The sequence below is a fragment of the Streptomyces sp. WZ-12 genome (genome assembly GCF_028898845.1).
Classification (GTDB): Bacteria; Actinomycetota; Actinomycetes; order Streptomycetales; family Streptomycetaceae; genus Streptomyces.
The window spans coordinates 7,765,130-7,784,869 of the sequence record NZ_CP118574.1 but is presented as its reverse complement, the minus strand read 5'-3'; the positions used below and the strand labels follow the sequence as shown (position 1 = coordinate 7,784,869).

Genomic DNA, 19,740 nt, shown 5'->3' with positions numbered 1-19,740 from the left:
GGGCCAACCGCCCACCACGGGCGGTGTTCACGTAGCCCAGCGGTGAGGTCGAGTAGCCGGAGGCCGTTGCTGGTCGCCGGCCCCCGTGACGGCCTCGCTCGCGTGGCCCGCCCCCGCTCGATCAGGCGGGAAACTGGGAAACCAATGGGAAAACGATCATGCAATCCTCTGCGATGTACTGCGCGAAGACGCAGCGAACTACCTGAACCCGCACGCTGCGCCGCAGGTCAGGTGATGGGCACCGCTCTGACCTGCAGCGTGGTGTTGATCCGGGCCATCAGTTTCACCCCGAAGGCGTTGACCAGCGTGGTGAAGAGGATCAGCACGGTGGCCAGGACCACCGCATTGGTCGCGGTGTCGTAGGGGCCGGTGCCGTCGCCGACGAACTGGAAGGCGCGGGATATCTGCGGGAGCGTCAGTTGGTAGGAGAGGGCGACCGCGGCCAGCGAGACGATGGAGGCGACCAGCATCATCCAGCCGGCGAGCCAGCCGACGTGCGGATTGCCCAGCTTCTTGGCCCAGTTGTAGACGGAGCCGGCGACGGGGTGGCGGGCGGCCAGTTCGGCGAAGGAGAGCGCGACCATCAACTGGCAGGCGAAGACCATCGGCCAGGACCACCAGTAGGCCGGTCCGCCGTGACCGAATCCGAAGTAGAAGAACTGGAAGGTGCCGGTGAGGATGGAGATGTAGCTGATACCGGCGGCGAAGGTGTGGAAGTTGCCGAGGGTGCGCTTGAGTTCGGGGCGGTAGCCGAATGCGGCCAGGCCGGTGTCGTCCTCGGGTGCCGGGTCCGTGCCGTGAGTTGGAGTCAAGGGCCGTCCTCCTCAGTACGCCGCCGGTGCGAGCCAGGGCCTTGCCGACCCTGGCCCGTCGGACGGGACCTAGGGATGGTAGTCGTTGGTCCAGACGGTGCCCAGGTGCACGGCTGGGGCGGGGGGTGCGAGGCTGACGGCCCTCGACGCGCTCAGGGACGTCCGCCCGCCAACTGCGCGGTGACCCAGGCGTGGAAGGCCCCGATGTGGTGCTCGCTGGGCACCAGCACGCCACCGTCGCGGTAGGCGCGGGAGTCCATGGCCGGCTGGGTGCGTTCGCAGGCGTCGAAGTCCTGGGTGTTGACGCGGTGGAACAGCTCGACGGACTTGGCGGTGTCGGCGCCGGATTCCACGACCTCGGGCAGGTACAGCCAGTCGCACTCGACCAGGGTGCGGTCGGCGGCGAGCGGGAACATCCGGTGCAGGATGACGTGGTCGGGGATGAGGTTGAGGAAGACCTGCGGGCGGACGGTCACCGCGTAGTAGCGCCGGTCCTGGCTGTCGTCGATGCCGGGCAGCCGGCCGAAGCCGGCGCTGCCGTCCACGGTGAAGCCCCGGGCCTCCTCGGCGAACTCGGCGCCGTGCCCGACGTAGTACTGGGCGGCCAGGCCGTCCGCGAACTCCGGGAGCACCTCGGTGAGTTCGGGGTGGATGGTGGCGCAGTGGTAGCACTCCATGAAGTTCTCGACGATCAGCTTCCAGTTGGCCCGCACGTCATAGCTGATGCGGCGGCCCAGGGCCAGGCTCTCGGTGCGGTAGCGGTCCAGGGCCGCGATCTCGCCCAGCCGCTCGACGGCCGCGCCGATCACGGTGTCCTCGAAGGACGGCGGTTCGTCGGCCAGGCACACCCAGGCGTAGCCGAGCCACTCCCGCACCGGGACGGTGACCAGCCCGCGTTCGGTGCGGTCGAGGTCCGGCATCTTCTGGAGGTTGGGGGCGGCCACCAGACGGCCGTCCAGGTCGTAGGTCCAGGCGTGGTACGGGCATTGGAGGTTACGGCGGACCTGGCCGGACTCCTCGGTGCACAGTTGGGCGCCGCGGTGCCGGCAGATGTTGAGGAAGGCGCGGAGCGCGCCGGCGCGGTTGCGGGTGATCAGCACGCTCTCCCGGCCGACCCGGACGGTGCGGAAGGCGCCGGGCCGGGCGAGGTCGGCGCTGCGGACGGCGCAGAACCACAACCGCTCGAAGATCAGCTCCTGTTCGCGGCGGAAGTGGTCCGGGTCGGTGTAGGCGCGGCCGGGGAGGGTGGCGATCAGGCTGGCCGCGGCGGGGGCCGTGGGGCGGGTTTCGGCGGGCGAGGTCGTCATGGCTGCTCTCCTCGGGCGACCGGGGCGACGGAGCGGCGGAGTGGCGGAGTGGCGGGATGGGACGAGCGGTGCGGGGCGCGGGGCACAGCGAGGGCGTGGCTCTAGCGGCGGATGCGGGTCATCTTCGGGTCGAAGAGCGGCTCTTGGGCGACGGTCGCGGCGAACCGCTGCCCGAAGTAGTCGAGGTGGACGGCGGTGCCGGGCACCGCGGCGGTCGCCGGCAGCCAGGCGTAGGCGATGCACCGGCCGAGGGTGTAGCCGTAGGCGGCGGAGGTGACATAGCCGACCGGGACGCCGTCGCGGAGGACGGGCTCCTTGCCGAGGACGTTGGCGGCGGGGTCGTCGAGGGTGAGGCAGGTGAGCTTGCGGGTGGCCGTCTCCTCGCTGCGGCCCGCCAGGGCGGCCCGGCCGAGGAAGTCGCCCTTGGCGGGGCGGACGGCGAAGCCGAGGCCGGCCTCGTAGGGGTCGTGCTCGGTGGTCATGTCGTGGCCCCAGGCGCGGTAACCCTTCTCCAGGCGGAGGCTGTTGAAGGCGCTGCGGCCGGCGGCGATCACGCCGTGCTCCTGGCCGGCGGCCCAGAGCGTGTCCCAGAGGCGGAGCCCGAGGTCGGCGGTGGTGTAGAGCTCCCAGCCGAGCTCGCCGACGTAGCTCAGGCGCAGCGCGGTCACCGGGACGTGGCCGATGTGGGTCCGCTTGGCCCTGAAGTAACCGAAGGCATCGTGCGAGAAGTCGTCGCGGGTCAGCGGCTGGACGAGGGCGCGGGCGAGCGGGCCCCAGACGCCGATGCAGCAGGTGCCGGGGGTGATGTCGCGGACGTGGACGTTTTCGGGGGCGTGCCGGAGCAGCCAGTCGAGGTCGGCGGGGCTGTTGGCGCCGAGCTGGAAGTGGTCGGGGGCGAGCCGGGCCACGGTGAGGTCCGAGCGGATGCCGCCGGTCTCGTCGAGGAGGAGGGTGTAGGTCACCGCGCCGGGTTTCTTGGCCAGTTGGTTGGTGGTCATGCGCTGGAGGAAGTCCAGCGCTCCGGGTCCGGTGACCTCCAGGCGGCGCAGCGGCGTCATGTCGTAGAGGGCGACCCGCTCGCGGGTGACGGCGGCCTCGGCGGCGGCGATCGGCGACCAGTAGCGGGCGGACCAGGCGTCCCGTTCGGGGAGGTCGAGCCCCTCGGCGAGCGGTGCGTTGGCCTCGTACCAGTGGGGGCGTTCCCAGCCGCCGGCCTCCAAGAAGGCGGCCCCGAGCTCCTGTTGGCGCGGGTAGAAGGGGCTGGTGCGCAGCGGGCGGGGCTGCTCCAGGGGCTGGAGGGGGTGGATGACGTCATAGACCTCGACGAAGCTCTGGGCGCCGCGCTCCGCTATGTAGGCGGGTGAGCGCTGGGCGTCCTCGAAGCGGGTGAGGTCGCACTCGTGGACGTCGGTGGCGGGGCGGCCGTCGCTCATCCACTCGGCGACGGCCTTGGCGACGCCGGCGGAGTGGGTGACCCAGACCGCCTCGGCGAGCCAGAAGCCGCGCAGGGTGCGGGACTCGCCGAGGACCGGCATCCCGTCGGGGGTGAAGGAGAAGACCCCGTTGAAACCGTCGGCGACCCGCGAGCCGCCGAGGGCCGGCAGCAGCCCGACGCTGTCGCGCCAACTGGGCGCGAAGTCCTCGGCGGTGAAGGGCAGCGAGGAGGGCATCACCGGGGCGTCGTCGTAGGCGGGGACGGTGAACGGGTCGACGGGCAGGGGGCGGTGGGCGTAGGAGCCGATGCCGATCCGGTCGACGTGTTCGCGGAAGTAGAGGTCGCGGTCCTGGTGGCGGAGGATCGGCCGACTCGCCTCCTCGCGGGGGTCGTTGAGGCCGGCGAGTTCCGGCAGTGGGGCGGTGGTGGCGTACTGGTGGGCCAGCGGCAGCAGCGGCACGTCCACGCCGGCGAGCGAGCCGATCACCGGTCCCCAGAAGCCGGCGGCGGAGACCACGTGGTCGGCGGGGAAGACGCCGTGGTCGGTGACGACGCCGGTGACGACGCCGGCCGCCCGCTCGATGCCGGTGACGGTGTGCCGCCCGAGGAAGCGGGCGCCGCGGCCCTCGGCCCGGGCCATCTGGGCGCGGCAGGCGGGCAGCGCGCGGGCCAGGCCGTCGTCGGGGGTGTGCAGGCCGCCGAGGACCTTGCCCTCGTCGAGCAGCGGCCACAGCTTCTTGCACTGCTGGGCGTCGAGGAGTTCGCCACGGACGCCCCAGGAGGCGGCGAGGCCGGCCTTGCGGTGGAGGTCGGCCCAGCGGGCCTCGGTGGTGGCGATCTCCAGGCCGCCGACGGGGTGGAAGCAGGGCAGGCCGTCGACGTCGAGGGAGCCGAGCTTCCGGACGGTGTACGCGGCGAACTCGGTCATGGTCTTCGACGGGCCGGTCTGGAAGACCAGGCCGGGGGCGTGCGAGGTGGAGCCGCCGGGGGCGGGCAGCGGCCCCTGGTCGAGGACGGTGACCTCCCGCCAGCCGCGGGCGGTGAGTTCGTCGGCGAGCGAGCAGCCGACGATGCCGGCGCCGATGATGACGACGCGGGCGCGGGTGCGGTCGCGCAGCGGGGTGGTCACAGGACCACCACCGAACGCAGCACCTGGCCGTCCCGCATCTTGTCGAACGCGGCCTCCACCCCGTCCAGGCCGATGGTCTCGGTGACGAAGCCGCCGAGGTCGAGCCGTCCGCTGAGGTAGCGGTCGATCAGGACCGGGAAGTCCCGGCTGGGCAGGCAGTCGCCGTACCAGGAGGACTTCAGCGCGCCGCCGCGGGAGAACAGGTCGATCAGCGGCAGGTCGATGGTCATGTCCGGTGCGGGGACGCCGACTTGGACGAGGGTGCCGGCCAGGTCGCGCATGTAGAAGCCCTGGCGGTAGGTCTCGGGGCGGCCGACCGCGTCGATGACCACGTCCGCGCCGTGGCCGCCGGTCAGCTCGCGGACCGCCTCGACGGGGTCGGTGCGGCGGGAGTTGACGGTGTGGGTGGCGCCGAAGCGGGTGGCGCCGTCGAGTTTGCGCTCGTCGATGTCGACGGCGATGACCCGGCGGGCGCCGGCGACCGAGGCGCCGGCGATGGCGGCGTTGCCGACGCCGCCGCAGCCGATCACGGCGACCGTGTCGCCGCTGCCGACCGCCCCGGTGTGGACGGCGGCGCCGTAACCGGCCATCACCCCGCAGCCGATCAGCCCGGCCGCCTCGGGGCGGGCCGAGGGGTCCACCTTGATCGCCTGTCCGGCGGCGACCAGCGTCTTCTCGGCGAACGCGCCGATGCCGAGGGCGGGGCTGAGCGGGGTGCCGTCCAACAGCGTCATCTGCTGGGTGGCGTTGCGGGAGTCGAAGCAGTACCAGGGGCGGCCGCGCCGGCAGGACCGGCACTGGCCGCACGGCGCCCGCCAGGCGAGCACCACGTAGTCGCCGGGCGCGAGGTCGGTGACGCCGTCGCCGACGGCCTCGACGATGCCGGCCGCCTCATGGCCGAGCAGAAAGGGGAAATCGTCGTTGATGGCACCGTCGCGGTAGTGCAGATCGGTGTGGCAGACCCCGCTGGCCTGGACGTCGACGAGCACTTCTCCGGGGCCCGGATCCGGCACCAGAATCGTCTGCGGACCGACGGGTGCGCCCTTTTTCGCCGCGACGACGGCATGGACTTCGTGTGGCATGCCCTACCCCTCAGTGTTGCGCACTGCACGACTAGTTGCGCGATGGGAGACATCTTGGGAACGGCATATCGGTAGCGTCAAGAGGTGCGCGCTGGCGGTTTGTAAAGGGATGGTTACGCATACGGACACACAGCGGAGCGCCGGCGCGCGCCCCGCGCACACGGCCGCGGGGCCGGATCAACGACCCGGCCCCGCAGCCCAGTTGCCTCATCCGACGGTCAACGGGCACCCCGCCCGGACCGCCGCTCCCCCTCAACAGGCGTACCCCATCCGCCGGGAGAGCTCCTCACCGGCGGCGACGGTGCGCTTGACCACCTCCGGCAGCCGCTGCTCGTCCAGTCGGTACGCCGGCACCGACACGCTGATCGCCCCGATGACCGAGCCGTCGTGCGCCCGCACCGGGGCGGCGACCGCGCGCAACCCCAGCTCCAACTCCTCCACCGCTACCGCAAAGCCCCGCTCCACCACCTCGGCCAACTGATCGCGCAGCTCGACCGGCGAGGTCACGGTCCGCGCGGTCAGCCGGGGCAACTTCCGCGCCAGCACGGCCTCCCGGACCGTCGGCGGCTGATAGGCCAGCAGCGCCTTGCCGCTGGACGTGGCGTGCAGCGGCGTGCGCCGGCCGAGCCAGTTCTGCGCGGTGACCGACGCCGGCCCGCGCGCCTGCATGATGTTCACCGCGGCGCCGCTCTCCAACACGGCGATGTTCACCGTCTCGCCCAACTCGTCGGCGAGCGTGCGGCATACGGCCGCGCCCTCCTGGGAGATGTCCAGCCGCACCGCGGCGGCCCCGGCCAGCCGCAACACCCCGGCGCCGAGGTAGTACTTGCCGCGCTCCTGTTCCTGGGCGACCAGCCCACGGTGCTCCAACACGCCCAGCAGCCGGAACGCAGTCGACTTGTGCACGCCCAACTCGTCGGCGATCTCGGTCACTCCGGCCTCGCCGAGTCTGGCCAGGATCTCCAGCACGGTGACCGCCCGGTCCACCGACTGCACCGCGCTCGCCGCTCCTCTGGGTGGCTTGCCCGCCCCCGCATCGTGCGGCTTCGGGTCCGGCCTGCCTGCCGGCTGCTTCTCCACCCGCGCCTCCGCCTTGGCCGATTTCGTCATCGATCCGTGTCACCACCCAGCTCGCTGCCACCATCCAGCGGCCCGATCGGGCCGGCTTTCCCGGAGACCGCTTGACGGGCCAAGCCTCCGACTGGATTCTGTTGCGCATAACGCTTTGTCGTGCGGATTGCGAAACTCAAGAGTACCGAACAGTAACAGGGGGGCCCAGTGATTCCCGTCTGCCACCTCGCTGAACTGCCCGCCGGCGAGTCCGTTCGCCTCGACACCGCACCTCCGATCGCCGTGTTCAACGCCGACGGAGAGCTGTACGCCATCGACGACACCTGCACCCACCAAGACGCCTCGCTCGCGGACGGGTGGCTGGAGGGGTGTCTGGTCGAATGCCCGCTGCACGCCGCTTCATTCGATCTCCGCACCGGAGCCGCGACCTGCCTGCCCGCCCGCCGCCCCGTCCGCACCCACCCCGTCTCCGTCGAGAACGGCATGGTCTACGTCCACCTCACCGTCGAGGAAGAAGGCACCGCCGCATGAAGTCGGTCACCGTCATCGGAGCCTCGCTGGCCGGGCTGTACGCCGCGCGTGCGCTGCGCGCGCAGGGATACGACGGCCGGTTGACCATCGTCGGGGCGGAGCCCCACCACCCCTACGACCGCCCGCCGCTCTCCAAGGAGTTCCTCACCACACCCGCCATCGCGGACGACCCCGACCAGGACCCGGCCGCGCAGCCCGCGCTCGCCCTCACCGACGCCGAGGAGCTCGCCGGACTCGACGCGGACTGGCTCCTGGGCACCCGCGCCACCGGCCTGGACACCCGCCTGCGCACCATCCGCCTCGACACCGGGCGCACCCTCACCACCGACGGCGTGGTGCTCGCCACCGGCGCCACCCCGCGCCGCCTCCCCGGCCCCGCACCGGTCGGCTCGCACACCCTGCGCACCGTCGACGACGCCCGGGCGCTGCGCGCCGACCTGACCCGCGGCGGCCCGGCCCAGGTCGTGGTCATCGGCGGCGGCTTCATCGGCGCCGAGGTCGCCGCCGCGTGCTCCGCCCTCGGCCACCGGGCCACCGTCGTGGAGGCCGCGCCCCTCCCCCTCGTCCCCCAACTGGGGCACGCCATGGCCGAGTTGTGCTCCCGTCTACACGGCGATCACGGCGTCGCGCTGCTCACCGGCACCGGCGTCCGGCGCCTGCACGCCGGGGGTGACGGCGGCCGGGTCACCGCCGTGGAGCTCTCCGACGGCCGACTGCTGCCCGCCGACGCCGTCGTCACCGGCATCGGCGTCCGCCCGCACACCGACTGGCTCGAAGGCTCCGGACTGCCGCTCGGCGACGGCGTCCGCTGCGACGCCGGCTGTGTCACACCGATCCCCACCATCGTGGCCGCCGGCGACGTCGCCCACGTGGCCGGCGCCCGCGCCGAGCACTGGACCAGCGCCACCGAACAGGCGGGCACCGCCGTGCACAACCTCCTCGCCGGCCGCACCGTCCGCACCCCCCGCGCCGTCCCCTACTTCTGGTCCGACCAGTACGGCGTCCGCATCCAGTTCGCCGGCAGCCGGGCGCCCGGCGACATCCCCCGCATCGTCGAGGGCTCCCCGGACGACCGCAGCTTCCTCGCCCGCTACGAACGCGACGGCCGTACCACCGCCGTGCTCGCCCTCAACCGCCCCCGCCCCTTCATGCGCCTGCGCCGCGAGTTGGCCCGCGCGGGGCAGCCGACCGCCACCGCCTGAACGCCCCGCCCACCCGGGTGCCCGGCCCGGCACGAGACGACTACTGCGGGTCGCCCGCACCCTCCGTCGCCCCCGACGGCATCCGTTCGCGGAGGACCGCCTCCACCGCGTCCGGGTCGTCGGGGGTGAGGAACGGCCGGACGTAGCGGCCGAGATCGAGGATCAGCGCGGTGGACTTGGACATCCGCCCCGGGTCCAGGCTCGCCCAGTACCGCGGGTGGCCGGTGCCCCAGATGCGGCCCTGGCCCGTCAGCATCCCCATCTCCACCCGGCGCACCGAGCGGATCGCGGTGTACGGGATGGTCTTGGTGCCCCACGGGAAGTAGTAGCCGCGGATCCGCAGCCCGTCCTGGGTGCAGGTGATCCAGCGGTCCTGGTAGTAGGTGGTCGTCATGTCCGCCGTCCTCCCTTCGAAGGCGGTCAGCCTCCGGACCTGATGGAACGAGCATACGGAGCGGGGTAAGGGGAGGGGCAGTTGGGGCCCGGGCGTCAGGGGCCAACCGGTCGCGCGCGCACGGTGGCGGAAATCCGGGGCGGCGAACCGCGACGGCCGCCACCATGGACGCCATGACCACGAACGTCCCCGATTCCCCCGCCGCGCGCCGCGCGCCCCAAGGCCCCTGGCTGACGCCGGGAGTTGTGGTGATCACCGGCATCCAGGCCGCCGGCAAGTCCACCGTCGCCCAGGCCCTCGCCGAGCGCCTGCCCAAAGCGGTGCACCTGCGCGGCGACGGCTTCCGGCGGAACATCGTCCACGGCCAGGTCGGCATGACCCCGGACGCCGGCGAGGAGGCCCTCGCCCAACTCCGGCTGCGGCACCGGCTGACGGCCCTCTGCGCCGACGAGTACGCCCGGGCCGGCTTCACCGTCATCGTCCAGGACATCCTCCTCGGCGAGCACCTGGCCCGGATGACCTCCGACATCGTGACCCGCCCGCTGGCCGTCGTCGCCCTGCTGCCCGACCCGGAGGCGGTCGCGGCGCGCGAGGCCGGCCGTCCCAAGACCGCCTACGGACCGGACTGGTCCGTCCGCGACCTGGACGCCCTGATCCGGACGGAGACGCCCCGCGACCTGGGCCTGTGGCTGGACACCTCGCGACAGACCGTGCCGGAGACGGTGGACGCGATCCTGGCCCGCGCGTGGACCGAGGGCGCCGTGGCCTGAGCCCCGGACCACGCCCCCGAACTCCCGCGCCCGGGACGGGTGTTGCTCCGTCACTCCTGGGGCCGACGGTCCGGAGGAGACTGCTCAGGTCTGCGCCGTGGACGATCTCCATGCGGACGGGGGTGATCGGGGGTGATCGGGGGAGAGAGAACGACGCCGGCCAGGATTGTGCGACCACACTCCGTGCCCCCGCCGTCACCCCGATTCCGCGCATGCGGGGTGACCGGCCCCGAGATGGCATGATCTGAGGATGTCCGATCGCATCATCGCTGCCTGTGACGGGGCCAGCAAAGGAAACCCGGGACCCGCCGCCTGGGCGTGGGTCACCGCCGACGCCGAGGAGAACCCCACCCGCTGGGAGGCCGGCCCGCTGGGCTCGACGACCAACAACGTCGCCGAGCTGACGGCCCTGGCCGAGCTGTTGGAGGCCACCGACCCGGCACGGCCGCTGGAGGTCCGGATGGACTCCCAGTACGCGATGAACGCGGTGACCAAGTGGATCGCCGGCTGGAAGCGGAACGGCTGGCTGACCGCGTCCAAGAAGCCGGTCGCCAACCGGGAACTGGTGATGCGGATCGACGCGCTGCTGGACGGCCGCCCGGTCGAGTTCCGGTACGTCCCGGCGCACCAGGTGGACGGCGACCCGCTGAACGCCATCGCCGACCAGGCGGCCAGCGACTCCGCCACGTCCCAGCAGGCCGCCGGCACCTCCCACGGCACCCCGACCGTCCCGGCTCCGCGCGCCGAAGCGCTGGAGCGCCCCGGCGGCGCCAAGAAGGCGGCCAAGCCCGCCCGCCGCGCGCGGACGGGCGGCGCCACCATCAAGGCCAAGTACGCCGGGCGGTGCGGCGGTTGCCGCGGCGCCTACGAGGCCGGCACCCAGGTCGCCAAGGGACCGAACGGCTGGGGCCACCCGGATTGCCGCTGACCTAGGGCGCTTCTGACGGATCTCCGCGGCGTCGCGACGCCACACGGGACGGCATGACGCGGGGGCCCCGCCGCACGGTTCACGCGCACGGGGCCCCGCGCACGGCAACCGGGGCACCGCCCGCCGCCGGACCCGCCACGCTCCCCGGCCGGGCCCGACCGTGCCCCGCCGCCAGGACGTAGCGGACCCGGCTGACCTCCTCCCCCATCACCTCGGCCGCCTCCGCCGCCGAGTAGCCGAGCACCTCGTGCAGGACGAACGCGTCGTACTCCAGGGCGGGTTGGCGTAATCCGGAGCCGTCCGGGTCACGCAGCGCCGCGCCCTCCGGAGCGGGGCCCGGGAACCGGCTCCGCTGCCGGATGCGGGTGCGCACCAGCAGCCAGGCGCAGGTCGCCGGGTTGGGTCGGCGGACGATGTCGGCCCACCGGATGGCGACCTCGCCCATCGCCTCGCCCACCATCCGGGAGGCGGCCGGCTCCCCGGCATGGGCCAGGGCGTAGCCGAGGTAGCGGGCGCAGTGCAGGGCGTAGAACGCCTCGAAGGCGGGCGGCAGGGCGACCGCCGGCGGGGCCGCGGGCGCCGCGCGCCGGGCCGCCTTCTGGGCCGGCACGCGGGTGGGGGCCGGCGTCATCCGAACGCCTCGGCGCGCGGGGTGTGACGTTCTGGCACCAACCCGAAGGTGACCGGGGCGAGTTGGGCGAGCCGCGCATGGTCCCAGAGCGGACGGATGTCGTCCGGGCGGCCGTGCAGCGCACCGACGACCGTGCCGACGGTCTCCCAGTCCGGCACCAGGGAACCGGACAGCAGACCGGTGAACTCCCCCTCCGTCAGCACGTTTCCGCTGGAGGTGCAGATCTGCACGGGGTCCGGGCAGGCCGCCGAGAGGTAGAGCCCGCGCAGCGCGGCGTGCAGACTGCCGGCCCGGGCCGGGCGCCGCCCGTGGGCCGCGTCCCAGAGGGGGCGCATGGCCTCCGGGTCACCGCCGCAGGCGAGGGCCATCCGGCGGGTGACCTTCCAGGAGGGACTGCGCTCGCCCGAGAGGATCCGGGAGACGTAGGAGGCGCTCACCCGCGCCTCGTCCGCCAGCGCCCGGAGGGTCTTGTCGCCGGCGCGCTGGAGGTGGGACAGCGCCGAGGCCAGCGCGCTGTGCGGGTCCTGACCCGACGCCCCGCCGTCCACTCCGGCCGCCCCCTGCCCCCTCACTCGATCCACTGCGTGCCCCACTCCGTGATCCGCGCCGTGATCCACTCCGTGGTCCGCTCTCCCTCCGCCTTCGCCGGCGCCCTCGCCCTCCGGACAGCCGCGGCGGTGCGGGCCCGGACGCACGACGGTGGGCCGGCGCCGCTCAACATCCGTACGGGCGACGGGCATCGGCGGGTCAGGGCGGGCGGTGGCCAGTTGCTCCCACCGGACCGGCAGCGGCGGGACCGCCGGGGTGGCGGCGAGCAGCGCCGCCCGCCGCTCGCGGCGCTGGGTCAGCCTCCGGCTGATCCGCTCCCGGGTGTACGTCCGCCCGATCTTGTCCACCCCTACGTGCAGCGCCTCGGCGATGGCCGCGCCCCGGTGGCCGCGGTCCCGGGCCTGCTGCACCACGGCGGCGGTGACGCACTCCAGGTCGCTGTTGAGGTCAACGACCTGCCGGAGACCGGCCAGTGCGTCACCGTCGCGTATCTGGGTCCGGAGGACGGCGATCCGGCAGGCCATGTCGTCGGCGACCTGGAGGGCGTCCTCGTCGTGGGCCTTGGTGTCCGGGGTCCGCCGGGAACTGCGGATCTTGCGGACCGCCCGGCCGCAGGCGTCGCTGCAGTACTTCCGGCGCCGGCCGGGACCGGACCCGCTCTCCACTTCGTTGGGGCAACCGGCCCTCGCACAGGGGACCGGTCCGGAATCCTTAGGAGACATGAGCTGTAATCCTTCTGGGGGCAGTTGCCACCGTGAACTCGCCGCAGAAATGGGCGATGTGCGGTTTGCCGGGCCGGCATCGGGGCCGGGCCCCGCGGCCGTTCGGCATCGCGGCACGACCCCGACACCGGGCCGGGTGGTCCGCCGCGGCGCCGGAAGGGCTCCGGCACCGCGGCGGACCCAGGTCTCGGACCACCGTCCGAGCGCGTCATCCCGAGAACGGGCAGCTCCCCGCCGCGCCCCGTCAGCCGGCGCGTCGGTGCTGGTGGCGGAGCCGGGGCCGACCGACCCCGGCCCATGCGACCAGCGCGACGGCGGGCAGCCAGCGGGGGTCGGCACCGTGCACCAGGACGTTCCCCAGGTACGGAATCGCGAGGAACGCGCCCAGCGGAACGGCGAGTTGCACATCGCACCGGATGGCGAACCGGGCCCGGAACGGGGCGTCAACACGGGCGTTGACCGGGAAGTCACGCCGGTATCCGGTTTCAACCGGGCCCCTGCGAGGGATGTTAGCTTCGTATCGCTTCAACTGGGGCTCCTTCAGGTTCCAGTGGAATGTTCGGTCAGGGGGCATCAGTTCCTCCTCGATCGAGACGAGATGCGCATGAGTGGCCCTGGCTCCGGTTCCCGCCTTGCCAGGGCCACCCTCGTGTTCCGGGACCGTACATCGTCACAGAACTCATCCACCAACGCTACGGTCGGTTAATGGCACGATTGCGATTGCCGATATCTTCCCAGTTGCGAATCCATCGCGCCCCGCAACGCGCCCCCGGCGCCCTCCCCGCAATCCGGCGCCCACCCCAGTGCCCGGACTCCCCACCAACTCCCCCTCTCCCGACCTAGGGTGAACGGATGCCGGAAACCTGGAACGCCGCCTCGCCCGGGGTCCTGCGACTGCCCTCCGGTCGCCTGATCCGCGGCCGCGGCCTGCGCCACCCGCTCCCCGACGGCCCCCAACCCGCCTACGGCGTCTACCTCCTGGGCCGCAGGCCCCCCGAAGTCCCGTGGGAATCCACGTGGTTGCGCTGGCCCGACTTCCGCCTGCCGAGCAACCGCGAGGAGGCCCACCAGGCGCTGACCGCGGCGTGGGAACGGGCGGCGGAGGAACGCGTCGAACTCGCCTGCGGCGGCGGCCGCGGCCGCACCGGCACGGCCCTGGCCTGCCTTGCCATCCTGGACGGCGTCCCGGCCGAGGGCGCGGTGGCGTTCGTCCGCCGCCACTACGACCGGCACGCGGTGGAAACCCCCTGGCAGAAGCGGTACGTCCGCCGCTTCCCGGCCTGACGGCAAGAGGAGGTGGCCCCTCCGCCCCTCCCCCTTCAACTCCCCCTCGATCAATCTTCTTCGCGGGTGCGAAGAAGGGGGCGCTGTCAGTGGCCGCTGGTATCCCTGAGGGCATGGAGAACTTACGCAGCGCCCCCGCGGCGGGCGCCGGAGGAGGACCCGCGCGGGGCGGCGGACGGGAAGGGTTTCGGCGCCGCCCCGGTCGGAGCGGCGCCGGACACGGGAGCACGGCCGCGGGGCCGAACTCCCTTAGCGGACAGGGGACTAGAGCGCGGACCCGGTGCCGGGCACATGCGCGGCACCGCCGGTGCGCACGGCGTCGAGCACCGCCCGGTGGAGCGCGGCGATACCCGTCGGCGGGATGCGTACCGGACCGCCTTCGAGGTCGTAGCGGTCTTCGGCGCCGGTGTGGTGGATGACGACGGCGGCCGTGCCGTCACCCAGGTCGGTGGTGGTGACGGTCAGCTCGCCGGTGATCACGCCGACCTGAACCGTCATCGCACCGCCGGGACCGGCCGTGACCCGGTCGGTGAGCCGGTCGCGATCGGAGGTGGTCACTCTTCGCAGGTGTCCAGCATCTCGCCGAGTTTCGCCTTCTCCGGCTCGGTGACGTTCAGGTGGTAGCGGTGTTTGACGTCGGTCCAGGCGCGGGCGTAGGTGCACCAGTAGGCGTGCCGCGGCGGGGCCCACTGGTCCGGGGACTTGTCGCCCTTCTGCCGGTTGGACGAGCCCGACACGGCGATCAGTTGGGAGTGCACGAGGTCGTTGGCGAACGCCCGGCGCTCGGGGGTGGTCCAGTCGTCGGCACCGGAACGCCAGGCGTTGGCCAGCGGCACGATGTGGTCGATGTCGAGCTGACCGGAGGCGTGGAAGACCTTCGCGTCGTACTCGCTGAACCACGTCCCGGCGATGGCCCGGCACTTCTCGTCCTGCTTGACGTCCACGCCGTCCCGGGCGAGGACCACCTCGCGGGTGTCGCACTCCCCGTGCTGCTTGATCCAGTGCGGGAACTTCGCGCGGCTGTAGCCGTTCATCGAGTGCGGTGACGCGACGGGCAGACCGGTGAGTTCGGTCCGCACCACGCCGACGGCCGGTGGCGCCGGAAGCCCGCTGTGCGGCTCGGCGAACGTCGTGCCGGCGGGCCGTGCCTGCTGCGCCGGGGCGGGGGGCGGGGCGGGATCGGCTATGGCGGTGGCGGAGACGGCCGGGAGAACTGCTGCGGTGATCAGGGCTGTTGTCGTGGCTGCGCGGCGCCACCAGGCTTTGGTCAACACCCAGAGAGCCTCACCCGCCGAAACGATTCCGCAGTCCGGTCTTCACTCCTTTGTGCACGCCTTCGGGCATCCGTGGCCTACTCGGGAGCCGGGCGAGTATAAGGAGCGGGCGCGAGGTGCGGCGGGGACCAACGAGTCCCGTGCGGTGGGTGGTTGTGGCCGGCGGATGACGGCACCAGAGTTCCTGGGGTTCCGGTGCGTCCGCTGCGGTCCCGGAAGGCGGCGGGGGTGCGCCGTCGTTACGGGGGCGCGCCCCCGCCCGCTGGTTGCACCGGGGCGCGGGGAACACCGGCGGCTTCGGGAACGTTGGGAGCCTCGCGCGGCTGCGGCTGATGGTCGCCCGCCGGGTCGACGGGCAACGCCCCCGAGGTCAGCGGCGGTTGGGCACGCGTTCCCACCAGGTGACGCAGCGCAGGCACCACTCCGCCGGGCCGTAGCGGAAGCGGGCCAACCACCAACGGCTCGCCAGCACCTGGGCGGTGAGGATGGCCAGTGCCAACGCCATGGCGGTGCCCCAGTGGAGGGAGTGGCGCAGGCCGAGTACCGGTGCGGCCGCGACGACGAGGAGGGTCGCGGTCAGGTAGTTGGTGAGCGCCATGCGGCCGAGCGGTTCGAGGACGGCGGAGAGCGCCGGGCCGAGCCGGGTGCGCAGCAGCAGAAGCAGGGCGACCGCGTAGGCGACGGCGGCCAGGAGGCCGGCGCCCGCGGCGATCCGGGTGGCGTGCGGATCACCGGGGTCGGTGGCGTGCTGCCACCAGACCGCGGCCGCCGCGACGGGCGCGGCCACCGCGAGCACCGCGGCGAGCCGTCCGGTGCGGTGGTCCAGGGCGCGCGGGACGCCGAGGCGGGCGACCGCGAGGCCGAGCAGGAACAGGCCCGGGATGGTGATGAGCCCGCCCGAGACGAGCGTCACGGAGGCGACGGTGAGGCCGACGCCGCCTACCAGGACGACCGGGGTGGGCAGCCAGGTGGCGGGCAGCAGCACGAGCAGGCCGAAGATCGCGTACGGGGTGAGCGCCTCGCCGGGGTGCAGGAGTTGGTGCGCCGCTCCGAGGAGGCCGAGGGCGACCAGGCGCCGTACGAGGAGCAGCCGCGGCCGGTCCGAGCGGCGGGCGGCGCCGTCGAGGAAGAGCGCGAAGCTGATCCCGAAGAGGAAGGAGAAGATCGGGAAGAAGCGTTCCTGGACGGTGAGGTCCAGGAACGCGCGGACCGGGTGCAGGACGCCGGGCCGCGGCCCGAAGAGCAGGTCGGTGATCTGCGGGATGTTGACCAGGAGGATGCCGCACAGCGCGAAGCCGCGGAGGGCGTCGAGGGCGCGGATGCGGTGCGCGCCGGGCGTCGGCGTTCGGGCCGGCGCGGGCGGTGTTGCGGTGGTGGACTGCTGCATGCCACCACGGTCGGTCGGCGGGGGTGTCCCGGGCCTCTGCCGTTCGGCCAGAGCTGCCCCGCGGCCCTCGGCCGATCGGCCGAGGCGGTCAACGGGACCGCACCGCGCCCGTTTCCCAGGCCCAGGCCGCGATCTCGACCCGGTTGCGGACGCCCAGTTTGGTCTGGATGCTGCCGAGGTGCGTCTTCACGGTGCCGAGGGAGACATAGAGCTCCTGGCAGATCTCCTGGTTGGTGCGCCCCCGCGCCACCAGCCTGGCGACGTCCATCTCCCGTTCGGTGAGCGGCCCTTGGGGCCCTGTGGACCCTTGGGGTCGGTGAGGGCGCCCGGTGTCGTCCGTGGTGCCGGCGGCGGTGCCCGGGTACGACCCCAGCCGTTCCAGCAGCCGTACCGTCACCGACGGGGAGACCAGCGCGTCGCCGCGGGCGGCGGCCCGGACCGCCTCCACCAGGAGGCCGGGGCCGGCGTCCTTGAGGAGGAAGCCACAGGCGCCGCCCTGGAGGGCGCCGTAGACGTAGTCGTCCTGGTCGAAGGTGGTCACCACCACGACCCGCAGGGGGTCGACGGCGTCCGGTCCGGCGAGGGCCCGGGTGACGTCCAGGCCGTCCAGCTTGGGCATCCGGATGTCCACCAGGCAGACGTCGGGCCGGAGCCGCCGGGCGACCTCCACACAGGCCGCGCCGTCGGCGACCTCGGCGATCACCTCGATGTCCGGTTGGGCGTCGAGGATCAGTTGGAAGCCGGTGCGGACCATCTCCTGGTCGTCGGCGATGAGGACGCGGGTCGCGCGGGCCCGGTGCGCCGGCTCCGGCTCGGGCGGGGAGGTGGGGGAAGCGCTCACGGCTCCGATCGTGCCACGCCACCGCCGGCGTCCGGCCGGTCAGCGGCGCCGGGGGCGTCACCGGTGCCCGGACTGTCGCCGGCGCCCGGCCCCTCGTCCGCATCCGGTCCCTCGCCGGCGTCCGGCCCCCCGGTGGGCCCCTGGTCCAGTACGGGGAACGACGCGGTGAGCTGCCAGCCGCCCTCGGGCAACGGCCCGGCGGTCAGCGCGCCGCCCACCGCCTCGGCGCGCTCCCGCAGCCCGACCAGCCCGAAGCCGCCGCGGCCGCCGGCGGGCGCGGCGGCACCCCGCTCGCCCGACGGGCCGTTGCGCACCTCAACGGTCAACTGCGACCGCGGCTGCGGACCCCGGAGGGCGGCGCGCAGGGCGACCGTGGTCGCCCCGGGCGCGTGGCGGCGCACATTGGTCAGCGCCTCCTGCACCACGCGTTGGACGGAGGTCTCGATCTCGGGGGCGAGCCGGACGCGGCGGGCGTCGGCGGCGATCCGGACCGTGACGTCCGGGCCGCCGCGCCGCGAGAAGTCGGCGGCCAGTTCGGCGAGCGCGGCGTACAGCTCGCCGGGGCGCACCCCGCGGCCCTCCTCCTCGCGCAGTACCCGGACCAGGCGACGCATCGAGTCCAGCGTCTCCAGCCCCGCCCGCTCGATGCCGAACAGCATCGCGTCGACCTGCTCGGGGGCGGTGGCCCGGATCGTCCGGGCGGCCTGGGCCTGGACGACGATGCCGGTCACGTGGTGCGCCACGAAGTCGTGCAGATCGCGGGCGAGTTCCAGCCGTTCGCCCTGGCGGACGGCGGCGACGGCGCGGGCGCGGCGGGCGTCCAGGGCGCGCAGGTAGACGCCCAGGCCGAGCACGGCGCCGACGGCGAGGGTGAGGACGAAGGCGTAGTTGACGAGGTCCCCGTAGTGCCGCATCCGCAGCGGGCCCCCGACGACGGCGGTGCCGAGCGCGACGCACAGGACGACGGCCGCGCGCGGCGGTTCGGCCCGCCGGGCGGTGGCCAGGAGGATGCCCAACAGCGCCGCAGTCTCCGGCAGGCCCCACGTCCCGGCCGCGCTCCGGGTGGGCAGGGCGACGAGCGCGAGGGTCACCGCCCACGAGCCGGCCGCCGCGAGCGCGGCGCGGCGCGACACCGTCAACCACCGGTCGGGCACCAACAACAGCGCCGCGAAGAACGGCGCGGTGGCGAGCGGGACGAAGTCCGCGACGGTGTGCGGGTATCCGGTCAGCGGTTGGACGCTCGCCCAGTCGGCGAGCCAGAACAGGACCAGCAGCAGGGACAGCGCGCCGGTGGCCGTCCACCGGGCGCGGCGCGGAAGGGGTGCATGAGGTTCCACTCCGGCAGGTTACGGAAGCGGCGGCCCGCGACGGCTCAGCCGAACGGCCGACCCGCGGCCGACCGGCGGACATCGCGTCCGGCCCTCCCCCGCAGGCGATTTCCGGACATGATCGCCGGATCTGGGGGTGGTCGCCGGACGGCCGGCCGCGCTCACCGGACGTGCTGACCAGGCCCACGCAGTGTCCGGAGGAACCGGCCGGACGAGACGCTCCGCACCCGCACCCCTCCCCGGCACAAGCCGGCCACGGACCGGGCACAACCCCACACAACTCCCCGCACAGCTCCGAACACGGCCGGGGCCGCACCCCCACCCCGCCCCCAATGAGCCGCGGAGGGCGGCCCGTTCCGCGCCGCCCCGGCGCCGGCCGTCGACCGAGTTCGGCCGGATCGGTGGAGGTGACCAGCAGTTATGGGCGAAGGTGGGGAGGATGGTTCCCGGCCCGGTCCGGGGTGGGCCGCTTCACGGAGTCGAAAGAGGGACGGGATGGACAGCGGGACGGGCAGGGGCACGGGCGCGGTGACCAGCCGGCAGCGCGGTGACCGACCGCCGCAGGCGCAGGCCGTGTTCGGGGTCGGCGTGATCGTGCTGGATGCGGACGGGCGGGTCCTGCTCGGCCGGCACCGGGCGGGGACGTGGGAACTGCCCGGTGGCAAGGTCGACCCGGGCGAGGGCGTACGGTCCGCCGCGGCCCGCGAGCTGCGCGAGGAGACCGGGCTGCGCGCCGAGCCGGACGACGTCCGGGTCTTCACGATGCTGCACGACGACGTCCACGGTCTGCACCGCATCACGATGGCGGCGCTCGTCACCCGCCATGAGGGCACGCCGTATGCGGCGGAGCCGGAGTTGGTGAGCGCGTGGGAGTGGCACTCCCCGACCGCGCTGCCCGGCCCGCTGTTCACGCCGTCGGCGCAGGTACTCGCCGTGTGGCGGCCGGAGTTGGCGATCGCCGCCCCCGCGGCCCACCGCCTCGACGTACTGAGCGTCGGGATGACCTGGCAAGGAGGCGGCGAGGGCCCGAGGGGAGCGTGACGGCGCGGGCGCGGCGCGCGGG

Annotated in this window: 19 protein-coding genes and 1 pseudogene; 6 read left to right on the top strand and 14 right to left on the bottom strand. The window is 73.6% G+C overall.

Translation table 11 applies throughout. The features are described 5' to 3' along the window. Positions 1–260 precede the first annotated feature (260 nt). The 5 genes and pseudogenes from PV796_RS34080 to PV796_RS34060 form a co-directional block, all read right to left on the bottom strand. Positions 261–812: pseudogene (locus PV796_RS34080) on the bottom strand (APC family permease); the annotation flags it as partial. A gap of 152 nt (positions 813–964) precedes the next feature. After that, positions 965–2,119 (bottom strand): aromatic ring-hydroxylating oxygenase subunit alpha, encoded by a 1,155-nt coding sequence (locus tag PV796_RS34075; RefSeq protein ID WP_274917589.1) that lies wholly within the window; start codon positions 2,117–2,119, stop codon positions 965–967. Positions 2,120–2,220: 101 nt separating this feature from the next. After that, positions 2,221–4,683, bottom strand: a complete 2,463-nt coding sequence (locus PV796_RS34070; protein WP_274917588.1) for a GcvT family protein — start codon at positions 4,681–4,683, stop codon at positions 2,221–2,223. After that, entirely contained in the window at positions 4,680–5,765 is a 1,086-nt protein-coding gene (locus PV796_RS34065) for an S-(hydroxymethyl)mycothiol dehydrogenase (protein ID WP_274917587.1), read from the bottom strand. The genes PV796_RS34070 and PV796_RS34065 overlap by 4 nt, the downstream gene beginning before the upstream one ends. A 252-nt stretch (positions 5,766–6,017) precedes the next feature. Next, a complete protein-coding gene (locus tag PV796_RS34060; protein ID WP_342456973.1) occupies positions 6,018–6,761 on the bottom strand; it encodes an IclR family transcriptional regulator in 744 nt (247 codons plus the stop codon). A gap of 282 nt (positions 6,762–7,043) precedes the next feature. Between PV796_RS34060 and PV796_RS34055 the strand changes: the two genes are divergently transcribed. Both PV796_RS34055 and PV796_RS34050 read left to right on the top strand, forming a co-directional pair. Then, positions 7,044–7,367, top strand: coding sequence for a bifunctional 3-phenylpropionate/cinnamic acid dioxygenase ferredoxin subunit (locus PV796_RS34055; RefSeq protein WP_274917584.1), 324 nt, complete (start codon positions 7,044–7,046; stop codon positions 7,365–7,367). Further along, the gene (locus tag PV796_RS34050) at positions 7,364–8,569 is read left to right on the top strand and encodes an NAD(P)/FAD-dependent oxidoreductase (RefSeq protein WP_274917582.1); all 1,206 of its coding nucleotides are present in this window, start codon (positions 7,364–7,366) and stop codon (positions 8,567–8,569) included. Before PV796_RS34055 ends, PV796_RS34050 begins: the two co-directional genes overlap by 4 nt. 40 nt (positions 8,570–8,609) lie before the next feature. Here PV796_RS34050 and PV796_RS34045 read toward each other — a convergent pair whose 3' ends face one another. Continuing rightward, the gene (locus PV796_RS34045; protein WP_274917581.1) at positions 8,610–8,963 is read right to left on the bottom strand and encodes a hypothetical protein; all 354 of its coding nucleotides are present in this window, start codon (positions 8,961–8,963) and stop codon (positions 8,610–8,612) included. Between the two features lie 173 nt (positions 8,964–9,136). On the opposite strand from PV796_RS34045, the gene PV796_RS34040 reads away from it, so the two are divergent. Both PV796_RS34040 and PV796_RS34035 read left to right on the top strand, forming a co-directional pair. Then, positions 9,137–9,733, top strand: a complete 597-nt coding sequence (locus tag PV796_RS34040; protein ID WP_274917580.1) for an AAA family ATPase — start codon at positions 9,137–9,139, stop codon at positions 9,731–9,733. 250 nt (positions 9,734–9,983) lie between these two features. Next, positions 9,984–10,661 (top strand): ribonuclease H family protein, encoded by a 678-nt coding sequence (locus PV796_RS34035; RefSeq protein WP_274917579.1) that lies wholly within the window; start codon positions 9,984–9,986, stop codon positions 10,659–10,661. A gap of 79 nt (positions 10,662–10,740) precedes the next feature. Here the strand turns inward: PV796_RS34035 and PV796_RS34030 are convergent, their stop codons facing one another. From PV796_RS34030 to PV796_RS34020, 3 genes are all read right to left on the bottom strand, one after another. Next, positions 10,741–11,292, bottom strand: coding sequence for a hypothetical protein (locus PV796_RS34030; RefSeq protein WP_274917577.1), 552 nt, complete (start codon positions 11,290–11,292; stop codon positions 10,741–10,743). After that, positions 11,289–12,563, bottom strand: a complete 1,275-nt coding sequence (locus tag PV796_RS34025; RefSeq protein ID WP_274917576.1) for a helix-turn-helix domain-containing protein — start codon at positions 12,561–12,563, stop codon at positions 11,289–11,291. The genes PV796_RS34030 and PV796_RS34025 overlap by 4 nt, the downstream gene beginning before the upstream one ends. Before the next feature lie 244 nt (positions 12,564–12,807). After that, positions 12,808–13,092 (bottom strand): hypothetical protein, encoded by a 285-nt coding sequence (locus tag PV796_RS34020; protein WP_274917574.1) that lies wholly within the window; start codon positions 13,090–13,092, stop codon positions 12,808–12,810. 323 nt (positions 13,093–13,415) lie between these two features. On the opposite strand from PV796_RS34020, the gene PV796_RS34015 reads away from it, so the two are divergent. After that, positions 13,416–13,847, top strand: coding sequence for a protein-tyrosine phosphatase family protein (locus tag PV796_RS34015; protein WP_274917573.1), 432 nt, complete (start codon positions 13,416–13,418; stop codon positions 13,845–13,847). 264 nt (positions 13,848–14,111) lie between these two features. Here the strand turns inward: PV796_RS34015 and PV796_RS34010 are convergent, their stop codons facing one another. From PV796_RS34010 to PV796_RS33990, 5 genes are all read right to left on the bottom strand, one after another. Further along, on the bottom strand, positions 14,112–14,405 hold the full coding sequence (locus PV796_RS34010; RefSeq protein ID WP_274917572.1) for a hypothetical protein: 294 nt from the start codon (positions 14,403–14,405) through the stop codon (positions 14,112–14,114). Beyond that, positions 14,402–15,121: an HNH endonuclease family protein gene (locus PV796_RS34005; protein WP_274917570.1), complete on the bottom strand. Its 720-nt coding sequence runs from the start codon at positions 15,119–15,121 to the stop codon at positions 14,402–14,404. The genes PV796_RS34010 and PV796_RS34005 overlap by 4 nt, the downstream gene beginning before the upstream one ends. 370 nt (positions 15,122–15,491) lie before the next feature. After that, positions 15,492–16,508 carry a DUF418 domain-containing protein gene (locus PV796_RS34000; RefSeq protein WP_274917568.1) on the bottom strand — a complete coding sequence of 339 codons (1,017 nt, stop codon included), beginning with the start codon at positions 16,506–16,508 and terminating at the stop codon, positions 15,492–15,494. Positions 16,509–16,596: 88 nt separating this feature from the next. After that, positions 16,597–17,262, bottom strand: a complete 666-nt coding sequence (locus PV796_RS33995) for a response regulator (RefSeq protein WP_446750707.1) — start codon at positions 17,260–17,262, stop codon at positions 16,597–16,599. A gap of 83 nt (positions 17,263–17,345) precedes the next feature. Next, positions 17,346–18,686 (bottom strand): sensor histidine kinase, encoded by a 1,341-nt coding sequence (locus tag PV796_RS33990; RefSeq protein WP_274917566.1) that lies wholly within the window; start codon positions 18,684–18,686, stop codon positions 17,346–17,348. 486 nt (positions 18,687–19,172) lie between these two features. On the opposite strand from PV796_RS33990, the gene PV796_RS33985 reads away from it, so the two are divergent. Next, positions 19,173–19,718: a nucleotide triphosphate diphosphatase NUDT15 gene (locus PV796_RS33985; RefSeq protein ID WP_274917565.1), complete on the top strand. Its 546-nt coding sequence runs from the start codon at positions 19,173–19,175 to the stop codon at positions 19,716–19,718. Positions 19,719–19,740: the final 22 nt, after the last annotated feature.

Excerpts from the sequence above, each read along its gene's own strand:
- PV796_RS34075 (WP_274917589.1), bottom strand. The coding sequence starts at position 2,119 with ATGACGACCTCGCCCGCCGAAACCCGCCCCACGGCCCCCGCCGCGGCC.
- PV796_RS34065 (WP_274917587.1), bottom strand. The coding sequence starts at position 5,765 with ATGCCACACGAAGTCCATGCCGTCGTCGCGGCGAAAAAGGGCGCACCC.
- PV796_RS34050 (WP_274917582.1), top strand. The coding sequence starts at position 7,364 with ATGAAGTCGGTCACCGTCATCGGAGCCTCGCTGGCCGGGCTGTACGCC.
- PV796_RS34045 (WP_274917581.1), bottom strand. The coding sequence starts at position 8,963 with ATGACGACCACCTACTACCAGGACCGCTGGATCACCTGCACCCAGGAC.
- PV796_RS34040 (WP_274917580.1), top strand. The coding sequence starts at position 9,137 with ATGACCACGAACGTCCCCGATTCCCCCGCCGCGCGCCGCGCGCCCCAA.
- PV796_RS34035 (WP_274917579.1), top strand. The coding sequence starts at position 9,984 with ATGTCCGATCGCATCATCGCTGCCTGTGACGGGGCCAGCAAAGGAAAC.
- PV796_RS34030 (WP_274917577.1), bottom strand. The coding sequence starts at position 11,292 with ATGACGCCGGCCCCCACCCGCGTGCCGGCCCAGAAGGCGGCCCGGCGC.
- PV796_RS34025 (WP_274917576.1), bottom strand. The coding sequence starts at position 12,563 with ATGTCTCCTAAGGATTCCGGACCGGTCCCCTGTGCGAGGGCCGGTTGC.
- PV796_RS34015 (WP_274917573.1), top strand. The coding sequence starts at position 13,416 with ATGCCGGAAACCTGGAACGCCGCCTCGCCCGGGGTCCTGCGACTGCCC.
- PV796_RS34000 (WP_274917568.1), bottom strand. The coding sequence starts at position 16,508 with ATGCAGCAGTCCACCACCGCAACACCGCCCGCGCCGGCCCGAACGCCG.
- PV796_RS33995 (WP_446750707.1), bottom strand. The coding sequence starts at position 17,262 with ATGGTCCGCACCGGCTTCCAACTGATCCTCGACGCCCAACCGGACATC.
- PV796_RS33985 (WP_274917565.1), top strand. The coding sequence starts at position 19,173 with ATGGACAGCGGGACGGGCAGGGGCACGGGCGCGGTGACCAGCCGGCAG.